This is a genomic window from Pseudoduganella sp. jia 9, from assembly GCF_055502615.1.
In genome coordinates this window covers 57,092-79,740 of record NZ_JBUPWE010000017.1, presented here as the reverse complement: position 1 = coordinate 79,740, position 22,649 = coordinate 57,092, and the positions used below count along the sequence as shown (strand labels likewise).

Annotated in this window: 12 protein-coding genes, 1 tRNA gene and 1 pseudogene; 12 read left to right on the top strand and 2 right to left on the bottom strand. The window is 61.1% G+C overall.

Translation table 11 applies throughout. The annotated features are described in order from the left end of the window. Positions 1–14: 14 nt before the first annotated feature. From acs to ACY34H_RS22485, 8 genes are all read left to right on the top strand, one after another. Positions 15–2,003 (top strand): acetate--CoA ligase, encoded by a 1,989-nt coding sequence (acs, locus tag ACY34H_RS22520; RefSeq protein ID WP_464979701.1) that lies wholly within the window; start codon positions 15–17, stop codon positions 2,001–2,003. 352 nt (positions 2,004–2,355) lie between these two features. Further along, positions 2,356–2,446, top strand: a tRNA-Ser gene (locus tag ACY34H_RS22515). Between the two features lie 265 nt (positions 2,447–2,711). After that, positions 2,712–3,992 (top strand): sensor histidine kinase, encoded by a 1,281-nt coding sequence (locus ACY34H_RS22510; protein WP_464979700.1) that lies wholly within the window; start codon positions 2,712–2,714, stop codon positions 3,990–3,992. Positions 3,993–4,178: 186 nt separating this feature from the next. Beyond that, on the top strand, positions 4,179–5,045 hold the full coding sequence (locus ACY34H_RS22505; protein WP_464979699.1) for an STAS domain-containing protein: 867 nt from the start codon (positions 4,179–4,181) through the stop codon (positions 5,043–5,045). Positions 5,046–5,052: 7 nt separating this feature from the next. Then, the gene (locus ACY34H_RS22500) at positions 5,053–5,409 is read left to right on the top strand and encodes an STAS domain-containing protein (protein ID WP_464979698.1); all 357 of its coding nucleotides are present in this window, start codon (positions 5,053–5,055) and stop codon (positions 5,407–5,409) included. Between the two features lie 21 nt (positions 5,410–5,430). Beyond that, positions 5,431–5,847, top strand: a complete 417-nt coding sequence (locus ACY34H_RS22495; RefSeq protein WP_464979697.1) for an anti-sigma regulatory factor — start codon at positions 5,431–5,433, stop codon at positions 5,845–5,847. Positions 5,848–6,140: 293 nt separating this feature from the next. Then, on the top strand, positions 6,141–6,308 hold the full coding sequence (locus ACY34H_RS22490; protein WP_464979696.1) for a response regulator: 168 nt from the start codon (positions 6,141–6,143) through the stop codon (positions 6,306–6,308). Beyond that, entirely contained in the window at positions 6,298–8,004 is a 1,707-nt protein-coding gene (locus tag ACY34H_RS22485; RefSeq protein WP_464979695.1) for a sensor histidine kinase, read from the top strand. Before ACY34H_RS22490 ends, ACY34H_RS22485 begins: the two co-directional genes overlap by 11 nt. A gap of 60 nt (positions 8,005–8,064) precedes the next feature. Here the strand turns inward: ACY34H_RS22485 and ACY34H_RS22480 are convergent. Together ACY34H_RS22480 and ACY34H_RS22475 are read right to left on the bottom strand one after the other, a co-directional pair. Beyond that, positions 8,065–8,327, bottom strand: a pseudogene (locus ACY34H_RS22480) (transposase); the annotation flags it as partial. Between the two features lie 361 nt (positions 8,328–8,688). After that, positions 8,689–9,150, bottom strand: a complete 462-nt coding sequence (locus ACY34H_RS22475) for a very short patch repair endonuclease (protein ID WP_464979694.1) — start codon at positions 9,148–9,150, stop codon at positions 8,689–8,691. 575 nt (positions 9,151–9,725) lie between these two features. Between ACY34H_RS22475 and ACY34H_RS22470 the strand changes: the two genes are divergently transcribed. The 4 genes from ACY34H_RS22470 (at position 9,726) to ACY34H_RS22455 (ending at position 22,605) form a co-directional block, all read left to right on the top strand. Further along, complete coding sequence (locus tag ACY34H_RS22470; RefSeq protein WP_464979693.1) at positions 9,726–12,584, top strand: hypothetical protein; 2,859 nt, start codon at positions 9,726–9,728, stop codon at positions 12,582–12,584. 108 nt (positions 12,585–12,692) lie between these two features. Continuing rightward, positions 12,693–15,455, top strand: a complete 2,763-nt coding sequence (locus ACY34H_RS22465) for a hypothetical protein (RefSeq protein ID WP_464979692.1) — start codon at positions 12,693–12,695, stop codon at positions 15,453–15,455. Continuing rightward, positions 15,452–21,457 (top strand): DEAD/DEAH box helicase, encoded by a 6,006-nt coding sequence (locus ACY34H_RS22460; protein WP_464979691.1) that lies wholly within the window; start codon positions 15,452–15,454, stop codon positions 21,455–21,457. The genes ACY34H_RS22465 and ACY34H_RS22460 overlap by 4 nt, the downstream gene beginning before the upstream one ends. Further along, complete coding sequence (locus ACY34H_RS22455) at positions 21,454–22,605, top strand: RecB family exonuclease (protein ID WP_464979690.1); 1,152 nt, start codon at positions 21,454–21,456, stop codon at positions 22,603–22,605. The genes ACY34H_RS22460 and ACY34H_RS22455 overlap by 4 nt, the downstream gene beginning before the upstream one ends. The last annotated feature ends 44 nt before the right edge of the window (positions 22,606–22,649 follow it).

The window sequence follows — 22,649 nt, the reverse complement described above, 5'->3', positions numbered from 1 at the left end:
CGATGGAGACAAGCATGAACGCAGCTACTGAACAGCAGGGCCTCGTCGAATCCCGCGTTTTCACCCCGCCCGCGGACTTCACGGCCAACGCCGCCATATCCGGCATGGACGCCTACAACGCGCTGTGCGCCGAGGCCGAGCGCGACTACGAAGGCTTCTGGGCCCGCCTGGCGCGCGAGAACGTGGACTGGCAGACGCCGTTCACCCGCACGCTGAACGAAGACAACGCGCCGTTCTACAAATGGTTCGAGGACGGCAAGCTGAATGTGTCGTACAACTGCCTCGACCGCAATCTGCAGAACGGCAATGCCGACAAGACCGCCATCATCTTCGAAGCGGACGACGGCACCGTCACCAACGTTAGCTATAAAGAGCTGCACGCCAAGGTGTGCAAGTTCTCCAACGGCCTGAAGTCCCTGGGTATCAGGAAGGGCGACCGCGTGGTGATCTACATGAGCATGTCGGTCGAAGGCGTGGCCGCGATGCAGGCCTGCGCCCGCATCGGCGCCACGCACTCCGTGGTGTTCGGCGGCTTCTCGGCCAAGAGCCTGCAGGAGCGCATCATCGACGCCGGCGCCGTGGCCGTGATTACCGCCGACGAGCAGTCGCGCGGCGGCAAGCAACTGCCGCTGAAAGCCATCGTCGACGAAGCCCTGGCCATGGGCGGCTGCGACACGATCAGGAACGTGGTCGTCTACAAGCGCACCGGCGGCAACATCGCCTTCACCGAAGGGCGCGACATCTGGTTGTCCGACCTGGTCGACAAGCAGGCCGCCGAATGCGAGCCGGAATGGGTGGAAGCGGAGCACCCGCTGTTCATCCTGTACACCAGCGGCTCCACCGGCACCCCGAAAGGCGTGCAGCACGCCACCGGCGGCTACCTGCTGTGGGCCGCGCTGACGATGAAGTGGTCCTTCGACATCAAGCCCAGCGACGTGTACTGGTGCACCGCCGACATCGGCTGGGTCACCGGCCACACCTACATCGCCTACGGCCCGACGGCCGTCGGCGCCACCCAGGTGATCTTCGAAGGCATCCCCACGTTCCCGCACGCCGGCCGCTTCTGGGAAACCGTGCAAAAGCACAAGGTGACGATCTTCTACACCGCCCCGACCGCGATCCGCTCGCTGATCAAGGCATCGGATGCCGACGAGAAAGTGCACCCGAAGAGTTTCGACCTGTCGTCGCTGCGCCTGCTGGGCACCGTGGGCGAACCGATCAACCCGGAAGCGTGGATGTGGTACTACCGGAACGTGGGCGGCGAAAAATGCCCGATCGTCGACACCTTCTGGCAAACGGAAACGGGCGGCCACATGATCACGCCGCTGCCGGGCGCCACGCCGATGGTGCCGGGCTCCTGCACGCTGCCGCTGCCGGGCATCATGGCGGCAATCGTCGACGAATCCGGCGCCGATGTGCCGAACGGGCAGGGCGGCATCCTGGTCGTGAAACGGCCGTGGCCTTCGATGATTCGCACGATCTGGAACAATCCGGAGCGGTTCAAGGCTGGCTATTTCCCTGAGGAGCTGGGCGGGAAGTACTACCTGGCTGGCGATGGGGCGATCCGGAACAAGGATACGGGGTACTTCACCATCACCGGCCGCATTGACGACGTGCTGAACGTTTCCGGGCACCGGATGGGGACGATGGAGATCGAATCGGCTCTCGTTGCCAATCCGCTGGTGGCCGAGGCTGCCGTGGTTGGGAAGCCGGATGACACGACCGGTGAATCCATCTGCGCGTTTGTCGTGTTGAAGCAGGCGCGGCCTACGGGTGAGGATGCCAAGAAGATCGCGGCCGAGCTGCGGACCTGGGTGGGCAAGGAGATCGGGCCGATTGCCAAGCCGAAGGAGATTCGGTTTGGGGATAATTTGCCGAAGACGCGCTCGGGCAAGATCATGCGGCGGTTGCTGCGTGTACTGGCGAAGGGGGAGAGCATTACGCAAGACGTCTCCACGCTGGAGAATCCGGCGATTCTGGAGCAGCTCAAGGAGAGTGCTTAAGCCGCGTTACCGGGCCGGGGCTTACCGGCGGCGCAAGGGGACTGACCCCGGTTTTCTCGCTTGGGGTCCGTCCCCGGTTCTTAAGCCATCGGCGGTCGTGGTCCCAAAGCGGTTCTTGCGTCACCCATAGCGCCAGGGGAAAGGCACCGGTTCTCGCGGTTGGTGCCTGTCCCCGGTTCGTTGGCCTGCGGCGGTCGTGGACCTTGAAGGTTCTTGTTCATGGTCTTACTTAACGAGCTCAAGCTAAGGCAACCCAGGCCGATTGACCAACCCCGTCCCTTTCCGAGAAAAAACTTTGCACTCTACAGGCCACCTGCTATAATCTGCGCCTCTCGCAACGCGGGAGAATGCAGGAGAGATGGATGAGTGGTTTAAGTCGCACGCCTGGAAAGCGTGTTTAGGTTCATAGCCTAACGGGGGTTCGAATCCCCCTCTCTCCGCCAAGAATTGAAAGCAGAAGGCCGCCGTCAGGTGGCCTTCTTGCTTTCTGGGCGCAGCGCCTTTCTTCCTGTTCATTTCTCGTGCGCCGCCTCGCCCTCAGGGAAACGCACGTGCCGCGCCTCCAGGGGCCGAAACGCCACATCAATCAGCTCACCCACACCACGTTCTGGCGGTGAAGTTGTCGACTTCTGTCAGCATCCTCACGCTAGAATGCATTGATCTGCATCATTTTTGCGACTTGCCGTCGCCAGCCCAGCCCCACCACCTATGCTCACCGTTGAACTGCTCAATGAATTCGATGTTTTCTCCGCACGCCAGCGCGCCTTGCAGGTCGCTGCGATCTGCGGCTTCAGTTCGTTGAACCAGGTAAGGCTCGGCACCATTGTTTCCGATATCGTTCGCAGCGTGGTGTCGTCCGGTGTGGCTGGTACCCTGCAGTTCAGCCTGGGCGGGGCGATGCCATCGACACGGCTGGGTATATCCATCGCGACGGCGGCCTCGGCACCCCTTGATCGCAGCACCTTGTCCGAGCCGCTGCGCCTTGCCAACGAGTGGGCCGATACGATCGATTATGACCAGCCAGGCGGCTCCATCGTCATGTGGCGGGAATGCCCTGCCAGCAGTTCGCTGACCGTGGAGTCCTTCGCGACCGGACTCGCCAAGCTCGATGCCTCCACGGCCGATATCCGCCGGGGATCCACGCTTCGCCATGACACCTTGCATCAAAAGATCGCTGGCCTGACGGCAGACAACTCGGTCCTGACGGCACGCGCGGATATCCTGGAACTCCAGGCCCGCCAGCTCGAAGAGCGTCAATTGAGCAATGAGGCGCGCTACGCCGCCGCCGTAAAGGCCGACGCGCAGAAGGGCGAGTTTCTCGCCGTCCTGGCCCACGAACTCAGGAGTCCGCTGTCGGCGGCAAACGGCGCTGCCGACCTGCTGATCAATGCGAGCCACCTCGACGCCGCACGAATCGCCAGCATCGGCAGGCTCGTCAAGCGCCAGGTAGCTTATATGAGCCGGCTTGCCGAAGATCTGCTCGACGTATCCCGTTTCGAACGTGGAACGATCGCGCTCGGACGCGAAGTCATTGACCTGGGGCAGGTGACGGAAGCGGCGATCGAGCAGGTAGGGGCGCTGATCGCCGCGAAGGTCCAGGCCGTCCGTATGGTCGCCTGCGCCGACGCGGTCGTCCTCGGCGACCGCATCCGATTGACCCAGGTGATGAACAATCTGTTGTCCAACGCCAGCCGGTATTCACCTTCTGGCAGCGAAATCCGCATCCGGCTGGCGATTGACGGCGAACACGCGATCGTCGAAATCGCCGACGATGGCATTGGCATCGATCCCCGGCTGATTTCCACCATGTTCGACCTGTACGTGCAGGCGGACCTGACGGCCGTCGCCCGCGACAGTGGCCTGGGCCTTGGACTGGCGCTCGTCAAACGGCTGGTCGAGGCGCATGCCGGCACGGTGTCCGCGCGCAGCGATGGAAAAGATGCCGGCAGCACTTTTTCGGTGCGGCTTCCCCGGCATCGCGGGCAATAAGTCCAGCCAGCCTTCACAGCCATCCTCTCATGCGTCCAGGCTGCATCCCTTGCCGGGATGGCTGCCCTGGGTGTCAGCCGTCCGGCCATTTCCGCAATTCGGAACGATTAATGCATTGATAACTTATTTCTGTGTGATACTGGATAAGCCACTCACCACGTAGTTCGGCAATAACCAGGAGAATGCATGAGCATGGCAACGACAGGCCTTTTGGCCAAGACCCTCAACGAACATCAATCCACCTTGCTGGAAGGGTGGCTGGGCGGGATGCTGTCCCGCATGGTCCGCCGGGACAAGGCGGCCGAGGGGGAGATCCGCCAGCAAGCCACGCGATTCCTGCCGGAGGTTGCGGCCACCCTGGAGAGGAGCCAGAACTACGAGTTCGACTCGCCTGCATGGGCGGACGTGCGCCAGACATTGGCCGGAATCTCCATGGGGCGCGTGCGCCAGGGCTATTCATCGACCGACACGGCCGCCTTCATCTTCTCGCTGAAAGAACCGCTGTTTGCGCTGTTCCGCCAGACAATGGCGCATGAGCCGGACACGATCGCCGCCGTGATGACAGAGGCTGGCTCGCTCTTCGACCGCATGGGCCTGTTCACGGTGGAAGAGTACCAGCGCGGCCGCGAAAGCGTGATCATGCGCCAGCAGCAGGAACTGCTGGAACTGTCCACGCCTGTCGTGCAGCTGTGGAAGGACGTGCTGGCGCTGCCGCTGATCGGCACGCTGGACAGTGCGCGCACGCAAGTGGTGATGGAAAACCTGCTGCAGAAGATCATCGACACCGGCGCATCGATCGCCATCATCGATATTACCGGCGTGCCCACGGTGGATACGCTGGTGGCGCAGCACCTGCTGAAGACGGTGGCGGCGGCGCGCCTGATGGGCGCGGACTGCATCATCAGCGGCATCCGCCCGCAGATCGCGCAGACCATCGTGCACCTGGGCGTGAACCTGGAGGAGGTGACCACGAAAGCCACGCTGGCCGATGCGTTCCTGGTCGCCCTGAAACGCGTGGGCGCCAACGTGACGCGCGCCGAACAGTCTTACTGAGGCGGCGATGGAGCATATCCCCATCCTGAAAATGGGCGACCTGCTGCTCGTCACGATCCAGGTCGACATGCATGACCGGCTCGCGATGACGCTGCAGGACGACCTGACCTCGCGCATCGTCAAGGACCAGGCGCGCGGCGTGCTGATCGACATCTCGGCGCTGGATATCGTCGATTCGTTCATCGGCCGGATGATCAGCAACACGGCGGCGATGGCGCGCATCCTCGATGCGCGCACGGTGCTGGTCGGCATGCAGCCGGCCGTGGCCATCACCCTCGTCGAGCTGGGCCTCACGCTGCACGGCGTGCAGACCGCGCTGAACGTTGAAAAAGGCATCGCGCTGCTGAAGCGAAACGCAATTTAATCCCTTCGAGACAGGCGATCTTTGAGCAATACAGACGTCGATACACAGCACCTGTCGATCCGTTCCGACGAGGACGTCGTGCGTTTGCGCCAGTGCGTTCGCGAACTGATGGCCGCCGCGGGTTTTTCGCTCCTCGAGCAGACCAAGATGATCACCGCCGCCAGCGAGCTGGCGCGCAATACGCTGCGCTACGGCGGCGGCGGCGAGGCGCAGGTACAAAGTCTCCAGACTGGTGCGCGCAAGGGAATCGGTCTCGCCTTCATCGATCAGGGGCCAGGCATCGCCGATATCGACCTCGCCTTGACCGATGGCTACACCACCGGTGGCGGGATGGGCGTGGGACTGTCCGGCGCCAGGCGTTTGGCGGACGAATTCGATATCGAATCGGCACCCGGCCAGGGCACGACGGTGCAAATCAGAAAGTGGAAGCCGTACTAGCGGATTGGCCGGCGGCGCCAGCGCCGTCGGCCGGTTCGCGTGCATCGCATGAACCGGCAGCGCGGCCCATGCGCGCCGACCACTACCTCGCCAGGTCATCGCCCATCGTCCAGCACTTCCCACATTTTTAATACCTGAAGTTACACAGGGCACTCGTCCTACGAAGGCTGGTGGCTCCGTCCCACGCCGGGCGGCATCCGGCAGCTCGTCCGTTGTCTATACTGATTGAAAGTGAATCAGTCCGGGTAGTGCGATGTACCGCGCCGGTGATCGATAGATAACACGGGGGACATATGAACAAACTACGCCAGCTGATGGCCGTTGACGATAACCATGACGGCGCCGCCATGCTTTCCGGGCTTATGCGATGCCTGGGCTGCAAGGTGGAGACGGCCCAAGATGGTTTGCAGGTGCCTGGGCGCCTGCAGCGCCGCCCGGTATTGGTTCATCGTGGACGCTGACCGGTACGACGAAACCGAGCGTCTTGCCATACTCGATTCTTACGGCATCCTCGACACGCCTGTGGAGCAGGCCTTCGATGACGTTGTCAAGCTCGTCAGCCAGCTTCTCGATGCGCCGATTGCCGCCGTCAACCTGATTGCCGGGAGCCGGCAATGGTTCAAGTCGGAAGTGGGCCTCGGCATCCGCGAAATGCCGCTCGACGATTCGATCTGCAAGTTCGCCTTGCTGGAAGACCAGCTGATGATCGTGCCCGATACGCGGGAAGATGCGCGGTTCGCCCGCAATCCACTGGTGTCCGGAGAGCCGGGCTTGCGGTTCTACGCCGGCCAGCTGTTGAAATCAAAGGCGGGTATCCCGTTGGGAACCTTGTGTGTGCTCGACTTGAAACCGCGGCCGCAGGGCTTGACGCAGCAGCAGCAGTTCGTGCTGGCCACGCTCGCGCAGCAGATCATGAGCCAGATCGAGTTGCGCAAGGTGCTGAAGGACCAGGCAGTGCTGATCGCCCGGCAGGCAGAGGTGCAGAGCGACCTGCGCGAGAGCCAGCGCCGTGCCTTGGAAGCGTCCCGCCAGGCCGAAGCCGAGCGCCGGCGCACCGATGCACTGCTGGAGGCCGCGCCTGTCGGCATTGTCATCGCCGATGCCAGCGGTGCGATCGTCAAGATGAACGCCGAGCATCGCAGGATGCTGGCGCTGCATCCCGAGGCCGCCGACCTTGGGCCGGGCCAACCATGGCAGGGATGGTGGGCCGATGGCACGGCACGGCACGGACAAGCGCTTGCGCCGCATGAATGGCCTCTGGCGCGGGCCCTGCTTGGCGAGGAATCGCCCCGCCAGGTCATCGAGATCGCTTCAATCGATGTAGCCGGGCCGCGCCGCACGGTGCTCAATTCCGGCCGCCCGGTGCGCGACGAGACCGGGGCGATCATCGGCGCCGTCATCGCGCAGATGGATATCACGGACCGCGTCGACGCCGAGAGCGCACTGCGCACGGCGGACCAGAAGAAGGATGAGTTTCTTGCCATGCTCGCGCACGAGCTGCGCAACCCGCTCGCACCGATCATGTCGGCATCGGCCATCCTGGCCAACTTCCACTTCGATGAGGGCGTCGTGCGGCGTACCGGCGCGATCATCGCCAGGCAGGCCGGGCATATGACCTCGCTGATCAACGACCTGCTCGACGTTTCAAGAGTCACGCGCGGCAAGGTGCAACTGGACACCGCGGAACTGAACATCAGGGACGTGATCGCCGACGCCATCGAACAGGTCCGGCCACTCCTTACACGCCACCTGCATCACCTGGATGTACTGCTCGCACCGGTGCAGGTAATGGTGAAAGGCGACCGCAAGCGCCTGGTGCAGGTGTTCGCGAACCTGCTCGGGAATGCGGCGAAATATACGCCGGATGGGGGACGTATCGAACTGCTTCTCGAGGCGAGGGCCAGGACGTTGACGGTGTCGATACGGGATAACGGGGTAGGGATGTCGGCTGAGCTGATTGATAGCGCGTTTGACCTGTTTTCACAGGGAGTGCAGGGGCTGGATCGGAGCCAGGGTGGGCTGGGGGTTGGGCTGGCGCTGGCCAGGAGTCTGGTGCAGCTGCATGGCGGGGTGGTTAGTGCGAAGAGTGATGGGGCGGGGATGGGATGTCAGTTGGAGGTGACGTTGCCGAGGGTTGGGTCGGCAAGGTTTTCCTAGGATTGTGTCCCAGGAGTGGTGTATGAGAAGTGATTCTCAAGAGGCTGGATCCCCGATCAGTTAATCACAGGCAGAGAGCCGTGCGGGCTGATTGTCGCTCAAGGACAATAATCCTTCAAGCTGCATGTAGCGGCGATGCAAGGAACACTCGTCATTCTGTTCCAGCATCATGGCCCTGACCAAGCGGACAATAGCGGCATCGTTAGGAAATGTACGATGACGTTGGTTCTACGCTTCACCTCGGCGTTCAGTCGTTCAAGTGGAATGGTGCTGTGGATTTGCGGCTGATGCGCTTTCGAGAAGGTTGCAAACGTCAGAACCTCGTGCCAATAGACGGGCTGCGCGCTCAAGCAGGCCTGGCACCGATACCGCTGCCGTCATCTGCAATTGCACAAGTCACTGGCCCTGCGCTTCGGTCTTAGTGTGGCGCGCCCAGCACCTGAGCTGCTCTAACGAAAATCCCTGCTGTTCTGGATACTGCCCGGGCAGATACTCCGCTGCTGCGTCACTGAGCGATACGTTTGCGCCATTTGATGCTGGTATTTGTTGACCGACCATGACTATCCTCGAAGTTGTGACACCCGAGTTTCGCCTTGCTGTGGTCCAATATATAGGTGCATTGCTGTCCGTTTACGTTCGCCCCAACTTCCGGGACACCATCCACATGGTCGACACGAACGCGCATTAGCGAACGGTGTGCAGCTCAGACGAAGCCAGTTGGCTGATCTTTTGCCCTTGGAGCAAACGCGCAAGTTCTTCACCCGTCGCTTGCACCTTACTAGGCGCGAGTTCGCATTCCCAAACGACGAAGACCCGCCAGCCTCGCTCCTTGAGCGTTGTCGTCACGCGGGAATCCCGCGCTACGTTCTTGTCGAATTTTTCCACCCAGAATGGCGTGTTGCTCTTTGGCGTCGTGGCGATCTTACAGCCGTGGTGACGATGCCAGAAGCACCCATGGACAAAAACGACCGCCTTGTGGCGTGGAAATACAAGATCGGGTTTGCCTGGCAGATTGGCAGCATGCAGCCGGTAGCGCAGGCCGAGCCGGTGAATGACCTGTCGCAAGGCAAGCTCCGGTCGGCTGTCCTTGCCGCGGATGCGCGACATCCTTTCCGAACGTTGGGCAGGTGTCAGGAAGTCAACCATCTAGAAACCGACTCGCTAGGTCATGCACTCTTTTGTTAGCTCCTCGATGAACTCATGGGATGGCTTGCCACGAATCACTCTACCTCCACGCCAAATGGCTTGCAAAGGCATTGCTAGTCCGACAGTTCCACAAGACAGCAGGACTAGCTCTTAATTGCCCCTTGTCGACGGCCCAGAAGGAGAGGGCATGTGGGTGTCCAGAGCATATTCTGGTAGAACATGTTTAGCATTGTAACGACAACTTTTTTTACTTTGTTCGCCTTATCTATCACGTCAGAGAAGATGGGTTTCGCTGTCATCGAGCAGAACGGGTTGTCGTTGCCTTGCAGAGGCTGGAGTGGCAGTGTCGATGGGTTACCAATTCCACGGAACGAAAGAAAGCGATGGCGGTGGTAATTTGATAGTTTTCCAGGGCAATTGATCTATATAATTATCCATCAGCCTGAAGACTATCTCGCTGAGGTGGCGTCCGAAGATAGCTTGTCGTGCAAATACGTAATTCGATAAAGGCGGGCGAGGCATAGCCTACGCACTACAGAATGGTCCAAGCCTTCCTACGGAAGGTATCTAGGGTAATGATGAGTTGGCAAGTATGGTCTCTCGGCGACTGGAATCGGGCCCTGATCGAAGCAATCTTCCTCGACCAAGACCGCATTGATGTTCCAATTACCCGAATTAACGCGTCAAATGTCTTCCTCTCTAGCTGTACTGGCGATGTAACATGTCGTCCCGACGAAGCCCGAGCCTCCTTTGTTCGTGCCTTCGGAAGCAGTGCAGCTGGATTGAAGGCACATTTTAGGCCCCCTAGAAAGGACATCGCAGGCCGCGACGACTATCCTGCCTTTGTTGCCCCCCTTTACCTGACATTGCTGGCAGCAAGCGCGGACGAGGCCACCTACGACATGGGCAACTTCAGGCGACGTTTCGCGACGATCATCCGGCCCGTGGAGGTTGGTAACGTCAATTTCGGTACCCTACCTGAGATGTGGACGGCAGTCGCGCTGTGGAGCAAGCGGCGACAGCATGCCTCGCGAGACTGCCGGGCACTGGTGCTCCCACCCCCCCCCCCTTCCCAGTACGACAGCCTCATTGGCTTTTCCAAGAAGCTAGCCTTTCCCACGCACCGGGACGAAGGGACGCTTGCACGCCTCTTGTCGGACCACGGACTGGCTGGCGACATCGAGCCTTCCACCGACGCCGTACAGTCGGCAGTGCTGTGCGAGATCGGTAACTTCACGGAAGCATTCAACGAGGAATTTCGCACATTCTCCCATCTCGTCGCGAAGGCCAGCTATAAGGATGCGCTACTGACGCCGTTCTGGGGGGCTGTCACCGATATCACATGGCAGTACGTAAGGAAGGAGGCAAGGACAAACGGAAGCTACCGCCTGGTGCTGGAAGCCAGCGATCCGCACGAACCACTTCTCTACTTGCTTTCGGACGAACGTGGCGTGGCCCTGCTGGCGAGCCACTTGCGGGCACGGCGACTGCCGGCTCCAGGGAAGCACGAATATGTACTGGAACTCCTAGGCGGCTCGCTACCAGGGCCTGCCATGCTCGCCCGGCTCGGGCGCGGCCTCGGTCTCGACAAGACGGGAGCCTGGCGCTACCTCCAGGCGGGTTGCGTACCGTTCTTTCCTGATGAAGTCGGAGTGCTTTGTTCGGACGGATCCTACTACGAAGACGCGCCATCTTGTTTCCTCCTACGTGCTGAGTACGCGACGCCTGTTGCCAAGCGGGCTGCGCAATACAACCTAAAGCATTCCATCCATGACGTTGAGCAGGGAACATGGAAGGTGCTACTTATCGAGTCTGCCAGTCGTGGCTCGATGCGCGCCCTCGCGGCTCTCCTTCCTGGAATGCTAAATGGCATCGCCGGGCTGGGCTGGTCGCGGCCGCGCCCTAGGTTGTCCGGAGGTGCTTGGTGCGGGCAAGGACTCTTATTGAACCCCGCCAGTAACCCCGTTGCCCGCATGACAGGGGCGACTCGAGGGTTATACGAATTGCTGGCGGAAGGTGGCGACGTGTTAGCGAGCGGAGCGCTCGTGTCCACCGCCGACGACGGGTTGCAAGTGCCATCTTGTGCCTTGGACAGGGAGGACGACATCGTGGCTGTCCGCTATGTCCTCGGCACGGGGGAATGCGGCGAGTCGCCTGGCGAACTGCAGGCAATCGTGCTCGCGGGTGTTCCGTCACTACCACTTGCAAGACTGAGGGATCCCGGGGTATGGCTGGCGGATGGCCGGTCTGGTGTAATGGAGCCTGCATTTCCGCTGGATGGTGAGGGGGGGGCTCCCATAAATGGCGGTAAAAGTGCTCGGGCGAGCCCCGGTCACCCGTTCATAAGAACCAGTCTGGCCACCCGCAGGGGCGCGGTAACACGCAAGGGCTCAGCCAACTTGCCGCGCAACCTTGCCTGGCTCGCGGACGCCCTGCTCCTGCGTTTCCAGTCGCGCTCGACGCTGCCCACCCGAGACCTTATGGTACACATCGAAGGCATCGCGCTAGCGTCCGGGTGTCGCTCCTGGCATCTCTGGAGCTTGCTGCATGCAGGTGGGTGGCTGTCGAGGATTGCAAGGAGGACTGCCCCGTTCATGCTGTCGGCGGCCTGCCCGGCTACGATCGGGCTTGCAAGGGGCGGGGCAACGCCTGTCGCGCGCATCTCTGGGCTAATAGGTGATGTCCAGATAGCGCGCTTGCTTAGCCTATTGCAGGAAGGAGAACAGGTGTTCCGGCTTTGCTGTGAGGAACCTTGGTTATCACTCGGGGTGATCGAGGTCCAGCTCCGCGAGGCAGGGCGCTTAGGCGTGCTCGCCAAGGCACTTGGCTTGCAGATACTGGACCAGCATGCGCATGCGGCGCCGCTCGCAAGAAGCGTGCAGGCACGGTTCGTGGCAGGCGCCGCGATAGCTCGACTTCAGGAACAGGCCGGGCTAGAGGCATGGGATGCTCAGGAATGGAAGTGGGTTGACAAGGATGCCGGCATGACTGAGGCAGCTACCGGGTCGATGTTCAGGTACCAGAGCAGCCAGGCGTCTACGTATTGGGTGATGGCTCAGGATGGTTGTTGGAAGACCGATAGCGAGGCATGGGCCAGGATATTCCACGTTGCTGCGCAGGGAGGTCCCATCGGTGAACTCTCGTCCGATGGTGACTGCACCTTCGACCGTCGGATATGGCTCCTGCCCAAGACCCTCGTCGACTGGTGGTTGCACAGGGGAGGTGGATGCGTCGCGATAGACACAGCCGGACAAATAGTGCTTTGTGGCGCAAGGAATGAGGTGGACTGGTCGTGCCTTGCCGAGTGGTTGCGCGAGCCGCAGGCGACGGCGAGGGAGTCCGGGGCGGTAGACATTGCAGTTGCCCGCAGGGCGTTCGCGTTGAAGAAGAAGCTCAAGGACCGCCTGGCTCGGCGGCGGCCGTGGGCAAGATGATTCATAGGATATACAAGGCACGGAAGAGCCATCGGCTCTGCCACTTGGGACAGGATGTAGAAGATGAACGGTAGGTTAAATGAGGACCTTGGCAATAGGCGGTACTGCATGTTCCTTTTCGGAGCGCATGGCAAGGAAATCGGGCTTGGATTCGAAAAGACCAAGGCCAGGTTGATCATGGCAGGCGCTAAGCCTAGCAAGGTACCTGGGCATTTCGATGACCAGATAAGGTTCATGAGTCGGCTCAAGGGCAAGCAGCGCGATGTTATTTGTACCTGGTTCCGGGAGAATTGCAGGTTCGACGAGCTACCAGCCCTCGACAATATGCTCCAGGATTACACGTCGCTTGAGGAGGTAGCAGTTTTGCCTAAGGATCAGGCAAGCCGCTTCTGGAGGGCTATCCTTTGCGAATACGTCCAGCCTGAACCCCATCCGTTGCTGGAGCGATTCCTGGACGGTAGCATATTGCCAGATACAACACGTGGTCAACTAACTAGCGAAGTTCCTGCTTTGCCTGCTAGCATGGATGTTGATGGCGCGCTGGCCGCTGCACGTGGCGAATACGATGCAATCGGCCTAGGCCAGCCCTTCCTCGGATTCCTCCTCGGCGTGGCTGGGATCGTCCGGGCCGATACCAGCCTGCTAGAAAAAGGGCGTGACTGCCTGGTAACTCATGGATCGTCCGCCGATCAGGCCTTGCTTCCAGTGCTCGACGAACTAGCGGCTGCGAAAGCTGCAGGCTCGCCTGGACGCGGAGGCCTGAGCACGAGGCAAGCAAGCAAGCTGTCGAGCATTGTCGTCGGGGATCCTGCCGACCACGCGGTTCTCGGTTTCCGCTCCCACGTCACCCATGCGGGTTCTTCGTTTATCCGGATATCGGCGTTGTTGCACGAGGGGACCCTTGTCGACCTTGGGCCGGGTGATGCTGCCCACCTGTTCCCTGGCAGTGGCGATGCCATTGCGCATCCGAAGAGCCTCCCGGGGTATCCCCATGACTACGACGGTTTTTCGGTATGGCGGGTCGAGCAAGGTAGAGCCGACATGTCTACCCAATTCGTGGTATCCAAGTGGCTTCGCCCGGTGTACGAAATCGTCCAAGTGCCCCATCCATCGACGCAGCCGAACCAAGTGCGTGAATGGCTGCTCGATGTGTATCGCCACGATCCGGCCTTATATCCCCTTTTCCAAATGGCCGACGGGTTGCTAGTGAAGCTCGCGACGGGACTCAAGGATCCCCGGCAGGTGGATTTCGACGTCCCCCTGCAGGGGTACCACGCGATCGAGGCGGTCGAGTGGCGCGGCCGCAAGCTGGTGGTTGGGCCATTGCCAGCACCAGGAATCAAATATGACTGCAGTCCGCCAGCAACGCTCGTGAAAAGGTTGTTCAGGAATCGCGCAAAGGTAGATGGCCTGCAGAGCATCACGCGCGCGCAGGTTGACCAACTTGTCGGGTTGCTTTCTATCGAGGGCGGCACCGACCTAAGTAGCACACGGCAACGTGACTTATCGGACCTCAATGCGCTGCTTGGTTCGAAGGCTGCATTGGATCACGCCATCGAGGGCGTGTTGCAACTTCCCTTGATCCAACAAGCTATTGCCGAGGAAAAGGCCCGTGCCATCGCTGCAATGCAGGAGCAGCGGGATATCGAGCAGGGCGCAATCGACAAGCTACGCGCCCAGAAAAAAATTCTGGAACAGGACATCCAGCAAATGAGGAAGGACCAGAGGCAGCAGGCTGGCGAACTGGCCGGCGAAGTGAGGAAGGCATTTGAGCGTGCCACCGCCGATGCCTCGAAGACGCTTGCGGACGTGGCGCTCTTCAAAGCCTTCCTCGGGCAGGCTAGCGCAACCAAGGCGGCCGAAGGCGATGTACTGCCATCCGGCCGCGCAGTCCCCAAGGCGACGCCAAGCCCGGTCCAACCGTCCGGCAAGCAGCTCATGAGCGCCAAGGATATCAACGTAGCGATTACGCGGCACTGCGTAGCTTCCGGGCTCGGGCAACGCTTGGTCCAATCGATGATGGCCGCCGCGGCAAGCCAGTCGATAGTTTTGCTTGCCGGCTCACGGCATAGGGTAGCCGCCGCGATGCTCTCGTCGATCATCAGTGGTGGGGTATGGTGCCGGGTCGCTGTAACCGCAGACCTCTTCGGCGTTCACGACCTCATGAACGCGCCAGCGGTCGTGGTCGGTAGCGAAGTGCAAGGGATGCGGCTGGGGGACTTCATATCCGCGCAGCAGTCGGCAGGCTACCCCGTCGTCGTCCAGTTGAACGGGGCAAACCGGGCTCCCCTGGAGTCGTACCTTCCTGAGCTACTCTCGGCGACTGCCGGCCGGGCGAAGGATAGCGCGCTGTCGTGGCTTGGACAAGATGGCGAACTAAGGCTCGTCCAGCCCCGTGCGCCGCTCGTATTCTTGCTGGACTTCGTTGGCGGGAAGTCTACCTACCCCCTGGCGGCTCCGCTGACATGCGAGATTCCGATGTTTGATACCGACTCGACTTGGTTTGACTGCGACTCGCCGGACAACAGCCGAGTACCACCGCACACCTTCGTCGACGCCGACTTCTGGAACTCCTTGGCAGGAGGGGGGGACGCCTTGCCCGAAGTACTTGCTGCCATGGTCGGCCCTGTCGCCGCAGGTGCAGCAAGCTGCATGGCAAATGCGTGTCGCTTGCTCGACGTCGCACCCGCCGACGCCGGTATGCTTGGCTTTGCCGCATTTGCGATTGGGCGCGTCGACGGCAATGCCGCGCTGCCGGCGCTATCAACACCGGGCAGCCCACTCGCTGAAGACCTCGGACGCTACATCTCAGGGGCAGGCGCACGCGCGCTCGGCCGTTTTTTCGACTTGGATGAAGGGATGAGAGCGTGAACGACCCAGTATCGATGTTCTATAAGATCCGCGACTACTACATTACCTACCTAGAAACTGCATTCCGGATCGGCGATGACGAGATTCAAGGGGAACGGCGCAAGCTGCTGGAGGAGCCGGGCACGCTCTGCACCGAACCCTTGCTCGAGCCGCTGCCATCTTACTTGACGCATGATCTCCGGATCGACCAGCTTAGGGGCGGCAAGCCAGCGGCGGAATGGCTGCCACGGTTCCTGCCTCACGAGCGCGAGGCTTTCGTTGACCTCGCATTGGCCGGGCTGGTGCCTGCTGATGGGGCCGATCCAACTAAGGGACGCTTTGCGCTCTACCAGCACCAACTGGAAATGCTCCGCAAGGGGACCGAGACCGGCACTCCAGGCATCGTTACCTCGGGTACCGGCTCAGGCAAGACGGAGTCCTTCCTCCTCCCCATCGTTGCAGCGATCGCGAGAGAGGCAACTGGCTGGCCGTCCAGCCGTGCGCCGACGCCATGGGCGCCATGGTGGCGCTCGGACGCTCCCGTGCCCAACTTCGCACGGGACGAACCTCATGAAGCTCAGGCCCGACCTAAGGCAGTGCGGGCACTCGTCTTGTATCCAATGAATGCCCTGGTCGAAGATCAAATGGTACGCTTGCGCAAGGCGCTCGATTCGGAGGTCGCGCACAAGGCAATGGACAAGCATTTTCATGGGAACCGCGTCTACTTTGGCCGTTACACGAGCGCGACTAAGGTGACGGGATGGCTGGATCACCCCCGCATAGACGAAGGTAAGAAGATCGACGAACGGATCGAGGGCCTGCGAGCGTACTTGCAAGGGCTCGACAAGACATACGACGAGGCGGTCGAGCAGGGGAAGCGCGACAAGGACGATGGCCTGCAGTTCAATTTCCCGCGCGCTGGCGCCAACGAGGTCGTCAGCCGATGGGACATGCAGCGCCATCCACCAGACATCCTCATCACGAACACTAGCATGCTTGCGACGATGCTGGTACGCGAGATCGACGAACCAATCTTCAGGCAAACGCGTGAATGGCTTGCATCAGACCCGGATGCCTATTTCTACCTCGTGCTGGACGAGCTCCACTTGCAACGCGGATCTTCCGGTACCGAAGTCGCATACCAGCTGCGCATGCTCCTCTCGGAACTAGGCCTGGACAAGCCGGCAAGCAGACACAAGCTACGTGTCCTGTGCTCCAGTGCATCGCTGCCGGTCGAGGGTGCCGGGCGAGAGGAAAGCCTCGACTATCTATGGGGCCTTTTCGGGGACGCCGGATTGCCAGTCGGAGCCATGCGCGAGGACTGGAGTAGTGCTATCGTCACCGGCCGCCAGGCCGCCATTCCGGTGGAGCATGTCGTCCCGGAGGCCGATGACATCGCGGACGCCATACGGGCGCTGGCGGAAGGGCAGGCAACGTATTGTGGAGGCGCCCCCTCGCGGGCGCACTGGGAGTCGATTGCAGGCGCCATGGGCGTCGCCACCGGCGGCGGGACGGTGGAAGAGCTAGCGAGACAGGTCGTGTCGAAGGCTGGATACTTGCTTGCGACTGGCTGCCGGACGGCTGACGGGAACGGTACCCGCGCAACTACTATGGGCAGTATCGCACGCTGCTTGTTCGGGGCTTCCAGGCGTGGCGAAGAAGCAGTCGAGCTGCTAGTCTGGCTAAGGTCATGTTCCGATTCATGGAAGGATTGGTTCGAGCAGGCTTTCGGGGGTGGCTCCGAGGCGCCCCGTTTCAGGGTCCACGGTTTCCTGCGGGCCCTGGAGGGCCTGTTCGTTGCCCCGCGACCCGCTCCTACCTCGATGCCATCAGGGAACAGGGCTAGGCTGCTGTTCGGCGACCTTTCGGTAGACTCGGGCTCGCGGTATGGGAGCGAGCCGGGCGGCGGCGGGCTGGCGACACGTAGCGTGGACATGCTCTACTGCGAGTGCTGCGGCGTGCTTTTCTATGGCGGGAAGCGTACCGCACCCGAAGCCGGCGCAGCTCGCATAGAACTCCTTCCGAACGACCCCGATACCGAAGCCCTGCCGGAACGGGCCAAGGTCCATATGGTCGAACGTCGCACGGGGCTCGACTACGCGATCTTCATGCCCACCATTGGCCGCTTCTGGCCGTTGGGCCAGGAAGAGATATCGCACGACGACGCGCAAGGCAGCTGGATACCTGCGTACTATGACCCCTATACCGCCTCAATCGACACGAATACCAAGCACGAATGCCAGGAGGATGCGATCCCAGGGTGGCACTACGTCGTACCTGCCAACCCTGGCAAGTTCAGGGGCGAGGAAAACCACAAGCAGCAAGACATAGGCGATGCCGGAACTGCGCTGCCATTCCAGTGCCCGGCATGCGGCACCTCGTATCGCAAGAGACGAGGCAAGTCGTCGCCGGTGCGCGGATTCCGGGTCGGTTTTGCCAAGACGACGCAACTGCTGGCAAGTGCACTGATGGGCGAACTACAGAAGACAAATCCCGACGAGCGGCTGGTGTCGTTCTCGGATAGCCGCCAGGATGCCGCGAAGGCGGCGCTCGACCTGGAAGGCGGCCACCACGACGATACCAGACGCGAGGTAGTAGTGCGTTCGCTTGCCCGGCTAATCGAGGCCAATGGTCAGGTCGAGGATCCTGCGGTGCAGCTTGCTGGACTGCGGGCGCGTCGCAAGGCCTTGCTAGACTTGGACGAGCACACCGAAGAGCAGTACGCAGAGCTCCAAGACATACTCGGGAAGGAGCGCGAACTCGCGAAGGCGAAGGGCAGTGTAGCAGCCGATTGCGTACCTGTCGCGAGCATACTGGAGCCACTCGAGCCGATGCAAGGGGCGACATTGCGCCCCGTCCTGTACGAGTTGGTCTCCAACGGCATACATCCTATCGACCGTGCCGGTGTCTCGGCCATCGATGTGCCAGCGGCCGGAGAAAAGAAGATCGAATTCTCCTGGCAACAATTGTTCAGTCTAGGGCAAGGCGGCAGCTGGGCCTGGGCTAGCAGTTCGGTTTATAAGGCGGAACTTGCCAGTGCTGCGAGGAAAGTTGCAGACGGGCTGCACATGCTAGTTGGCGGGACCCTATTCAGCAAGACCTACTTCGCCGTTGAGGAATCGGGATGGGGCTATCCGTGCTTCCCGTTGAAAGTAGGTGAGACACGGGATGGCATGGCAGTGTTCGATGGCTTGTTGCGCGTGCTATCCGACGCCAACCGGGTCAGTCCTTCGAAATATGACTATCGTCTTTCTCCTTGGGCAGGTGCGGCAGATGTACCCAAGAAGAACATCCTGCGCAGGTATGCCTCGGCGAGGTGTGACCGCGCAGGAGGAACACCCGATGAATTGCTCCAGCAATTCATCGAGAGGCTAAGGGAATTTGGCCACCTCGACGGCATCATCTTGGTCGAGCGGTTGTCCTATAGACCGGTTGCCTTAGACGCCGCTGCCTGGCGTTGCACCAACTGTGGCAGGGTACATCTCCATCGCGGGGGCGCCATCTGCACGCGCTGCTACGAGCCCCTGCCCATGGCAGCGAACACGAGCGCGTCCGAACTGCGAACCCGTAACTTCCTCGGAAAGCGAGTCATGGATTCCGTGCGTATCCGACGCCTACGCGCGGAAGAGCTCACTGGCATGACGCTGAATCCTGCGGCGCGGCTGCGCCGGTTCAAGGGAATACTCGTGAACGACGAGGATGACATCCTGCCGCCGGGCTTTTCCGAGATGGGGGTAGACGAAGAGCTGGATCGTGCGGCCCGGATAGTAGATGTCCTTTCCGTGACGACAACCATGGAGGTAGGTGTGGATATCGGGGACTTACGTGCCGTTTTCCAGGCCAACATGCCGCCACAACGCTTCAACTACCAGCAGCGCGTTGGTCGCGCCGGGCGGAGGGGGCAGGCATTCTCCACGGTTCTTACAGTCTGCCGTAGCAAGAGCCATGACCTGCACTATTTCCGGCATCCTGCGCAAATCACCGGCGACCCACCTCCGCCGCCCTTCCTGACCACAAGCCTCGAGGAAATCGTACGGCGGGTGGTCTTGAAGCAGTGGCTCGTCAGTGTCTTCCGTGCACTTCGGCCTCATCATCGCCCGTGGCCGGGGGACCAACTTCTGTCCCGTCCGGATAACCACGGTGAATTTATCCTGGTTTCCGACCTAAGGACAGAGAGGTCGAAGTGGCTTCCTGTGGTTAGGGACGAGCTCGCGCGACAGGTTCCGGTGCGGGATGCTTTCCTGTTGTCGTGCACGCGTGGTGACGTCGTGCGCGCAGCAGCGATCGCAGCACGGATGGGCGTTGCAGAAGCTATGGAAGATATCGAGGCCGTGCTCCGGGACGATGCAATGCTCGACCGGGGACTCGCCTCGGCATTGGCTGAACACGGAAAGTTCCCGATGTATGGAATGCCGACACGTACGCGCTTGTTGTACACCCGGCCAGTGGCCACCGGGCAGGACATAACCTTCGGCACGATGGACCGTGACCTCGACGTTGCGATTCAGGAGTTTGCCCCGGGGCGGATGCTTGTCCAGGATAAGCGTCGCTTTTTCACGGCGGGTTTCGTGGGAAGCATGTTGCAGAAGAGCTTCAGGCCACCATACTCGTTCAAGTCGCTTCCCGCGGACCTTGGCGAAGAGCGTAATTTCGTCCGCTGCCGGGTGTGCGGAGCATGGGCGCCCGTGACAGCTGAACAAGAGCCGGGCGGATCGTGCAAGGCTTGCAAGTCGCTGTTGACTGGTGGCACTGTTTATCGGTCCTTCGTACCCCGCGGGTTCGTGACTTCGCTGGTCGCCGGCAAGGCCGAGGATTCGGGGGAGGAGTTTTCGACGAAGGCGAGCCGGACGTCGATCGCGGAGGCAGCCGATGTCGAGGCGGTACCACTGGCCGGCAGCAATGTCGCCATCGGACTAAGTGGCCAGTCGCGTATGTTCCGACTGAACAGGGGGGAATTCAGGCAGCCGAAGGGGGGCAATAGCGAAGGGGAGTGGACAGGCTTTAGCGCGCGGAATGGCCATCTCAAAGCACCATTCTGGCATGGAGGCAAGGAGAGGAGCACATGGGTAAATGACATCTGGCTGGAAGAGAAGGCATTCGAGCTCGATATTGCCAAGCCCAAACTGGTTCATCGCTTCAAGGATGGTGAGCAAGCCCCGGTCCACGGCTTCTACCTTTGTTCGCCGAAGGTTACCGAGTCGATAGTGCTGGTACCCCAGTCGCTGCCCAAGGGTATCATGGCCATCCTACCGGGAGGAGACGGCGAGCGCCGGCTGACGCCTGCATTCCGCGCAGGTGCACTATCCGCATGCTTCCTCGTGGTGAATCATGCATCGCGCGAGTTACTGGACGTCGACCCTGAGGAGTTCGAGATCCTTGAACCGTGGCCCAGGCTTGCTGCGGACGGCTCATTCCTGCCAGTACTGCAGGTGGCGGACGAACTTATCAACGGATCGGGCCTCTGCAACAGGCTGGGCCAGGACGCGGGAGGCATGCCATTGGTGGTCGACGTGATGCGTAGGTTGGTATCAGACCGCAGCGCTTCGCCGTTGCTGGACATGCTCGAGCGTGATCATGCAAGGACCTGCACGGCCGGGTGCTACAAGTGCCTGCACCGGTATGGTAACCAAGCCTACCATGGCTTGCTTGACTGGCGGCTCGGCCTCGACGTCATCCAGTTGCTGCTCGACCCTGACTACGTCGCTGGGCTAGACGGGCAGTTCTCCGCTCCGGGTGTCGAGACGTGGCCAACGCTCGCGAGGGGCCTTGCAGAGGAGGCTAGCCGCCTTGTCTCGGGCAGGCTTGAGATGCGCGGCCATATCCCGCTAGTGGAAATCGGAAAGGGCAAGTGGGCTGCGGTGGTCCATCCCCTTTGGGACGAGGAGGCGGTCTACGATCGATATCCTGGACTGGAGGAGTTTGGCCTCGAGGTAGATTCGCTGGAACTTATAAATACCTTCGACTTGTCGCGTCGCATGGGCCACGTCCTGTCCTCCTTGAAGAAGAGATCGGGCCAAGAGTGACACAGTATGAGGCGCTGCTAGCCAGGACCAGGCCGATCTCCCCGTCGAAGCTTGGCACGCATGCACTATGTCCATTGCGCTATCTCTACGAGACCGAGCGTCCGCCCGTGCATGTGTTGCCAAGCGGGCCGGCGGCGGTGAAGGGGGTGGCAGTACACGATTTGGTGGAGGCATGGCAGGGGAGGGAGACGGCAGGAGGATTGGTGCTCAAGCGGGGCCTCTGCACCCTTCTAGAGGCTGGCCTGGCGAGCGGCAAGGGTGGGGAACTCGCCAGGCATGCCTTCGAACTGCACGGTTTGCACGCCATATTCAAGCGTAGCGAGATCATAGGTGCGTGCCAGTTCATCGCGCGGCTCCTTACACGGTATGGCACGCAAGGTGTGCGGCCGCCGCGCAAGCGTCTCGATGTCCCGCGCCCTGACGGGCTTCCACCTCTGGGTAGTGAGGTGTGGATCGAGGACGTGGGCCTCGACCTCGCTGGACGGGCCGACCTAGTGTACAGGGCAGCGGACGGTAGCTTCCACGTGATCGACTTTAAGTCGTCGCGGGTTGGTGCCGATGCTAGCGTGCTCGACCGGTATATCCTGCAACTTGCTGCATATGCGTTGCTCGTCGAGCAGAAAATGCCGGCTGCGCAGGTCGTCTTGGAATTGGCAACGCCCAGCGGCGTACTGGAAGTAGAAGTCGATGATGGGCTTCGTCACAGGGCACTGTCTGCCGTCGCCTCGGTCACGCAGCGGTTGCCGCGAGGCCTGCAACACGTACCGGCGGCCCTGGCCATTACTGGAAGCCACTGCGCGGGCTGCGCGTACCGCGTATCTTGTACGGCATACGCTTCGAGGTTGTGGGAGGCTGGAGGAACGCTGCCAGCATATCGTGGCTATGACCTCGCAGGAACCGTGGTCGCAAGGGAAGCATCGGGTGCGATGGTTTCGGTGATAATCCAACGGGCCGCCGGAACTGCATGTCGTGTTGACGGAATTCCCGAGCAAGCATGGCCCGACGTAGCAATCGGCAAGAACATCAAGGCGTTCGACGTCGGGTGCCGGGAGATGGCCATGCGTACCAGGATGCCAGCGAACTTCTTCGTTATCAGGCCAGATGACTTTCCTGCTAGCTCGTACAGGGCAGTCCTGCACGCATCGTAGGCATAGCGGCAAAGTCCCTGTGCCAGTCAGTCACGTTTCGTGCA

What these genes read in the sequence shown, in the direction of transcription:
- acs (WP_464979701.1), top strand. Translation starts at nt 15, where the DNA reads ATGAACGCAGCTACTGAACAGCAGGGCCTCGTCGAATCCCGCGTTTTC.
- ACY34H_RS22510 (WP_464979700.1), top strand. Translation starts at nt 2,712, where the DNA reads ATGCTCACCGTTGAACTGCTCAATGAATTCGATGTTTTCTCCGCACGC.
- ACY34H_RS22505 (WP_464979699.1), top strand. Translation starts at nt 4,179, where the DNA reads ATGAGCATGGCAACGACAGGCCTTTTGGCCAAGACCCTCAACGAACAT.
- ACY34H_RS22500 (WP_464979698.1), top strand. Translation starts at nt 5,053, where the DNA reads ATGGAGCATATCCCCATCCTGAAAATGGGCGACCTGCTGCTCGTCACG.
- ACY34H_RS22490 (WP_464979696.1), top strand. Translation starts at nt 6,141, where the DNA reads ATGAACAAACTACGCCAGCTGATGGCCGTTGACGATAACCATGACGGC.
- ACY34H_RS22475 (WP_464979694.1), bottom strand. Translation starts at nt 9,150, where the DNA reads ATGGTTGACTTCCTGACACCTGCCCAACGTTCGGAAAGGATGTCGCGC.
- ACY34H_RS22470 (WP_464979693.1), top strand. Translation starts at nt 9,726, where the DNA reads ATGATGAGTTGGCAAGTATGGTCTCTCGGCGACTGGAATCGGGCCCTG.
- ACY34H_RS22465 (WP_464979692.1), top strand. Translation starts at nt 12,693, where the DNA reads ATGTTCCTTTTCGGAGCGCATGGCAAGGAAATCGGGCTTGGATTCGAA.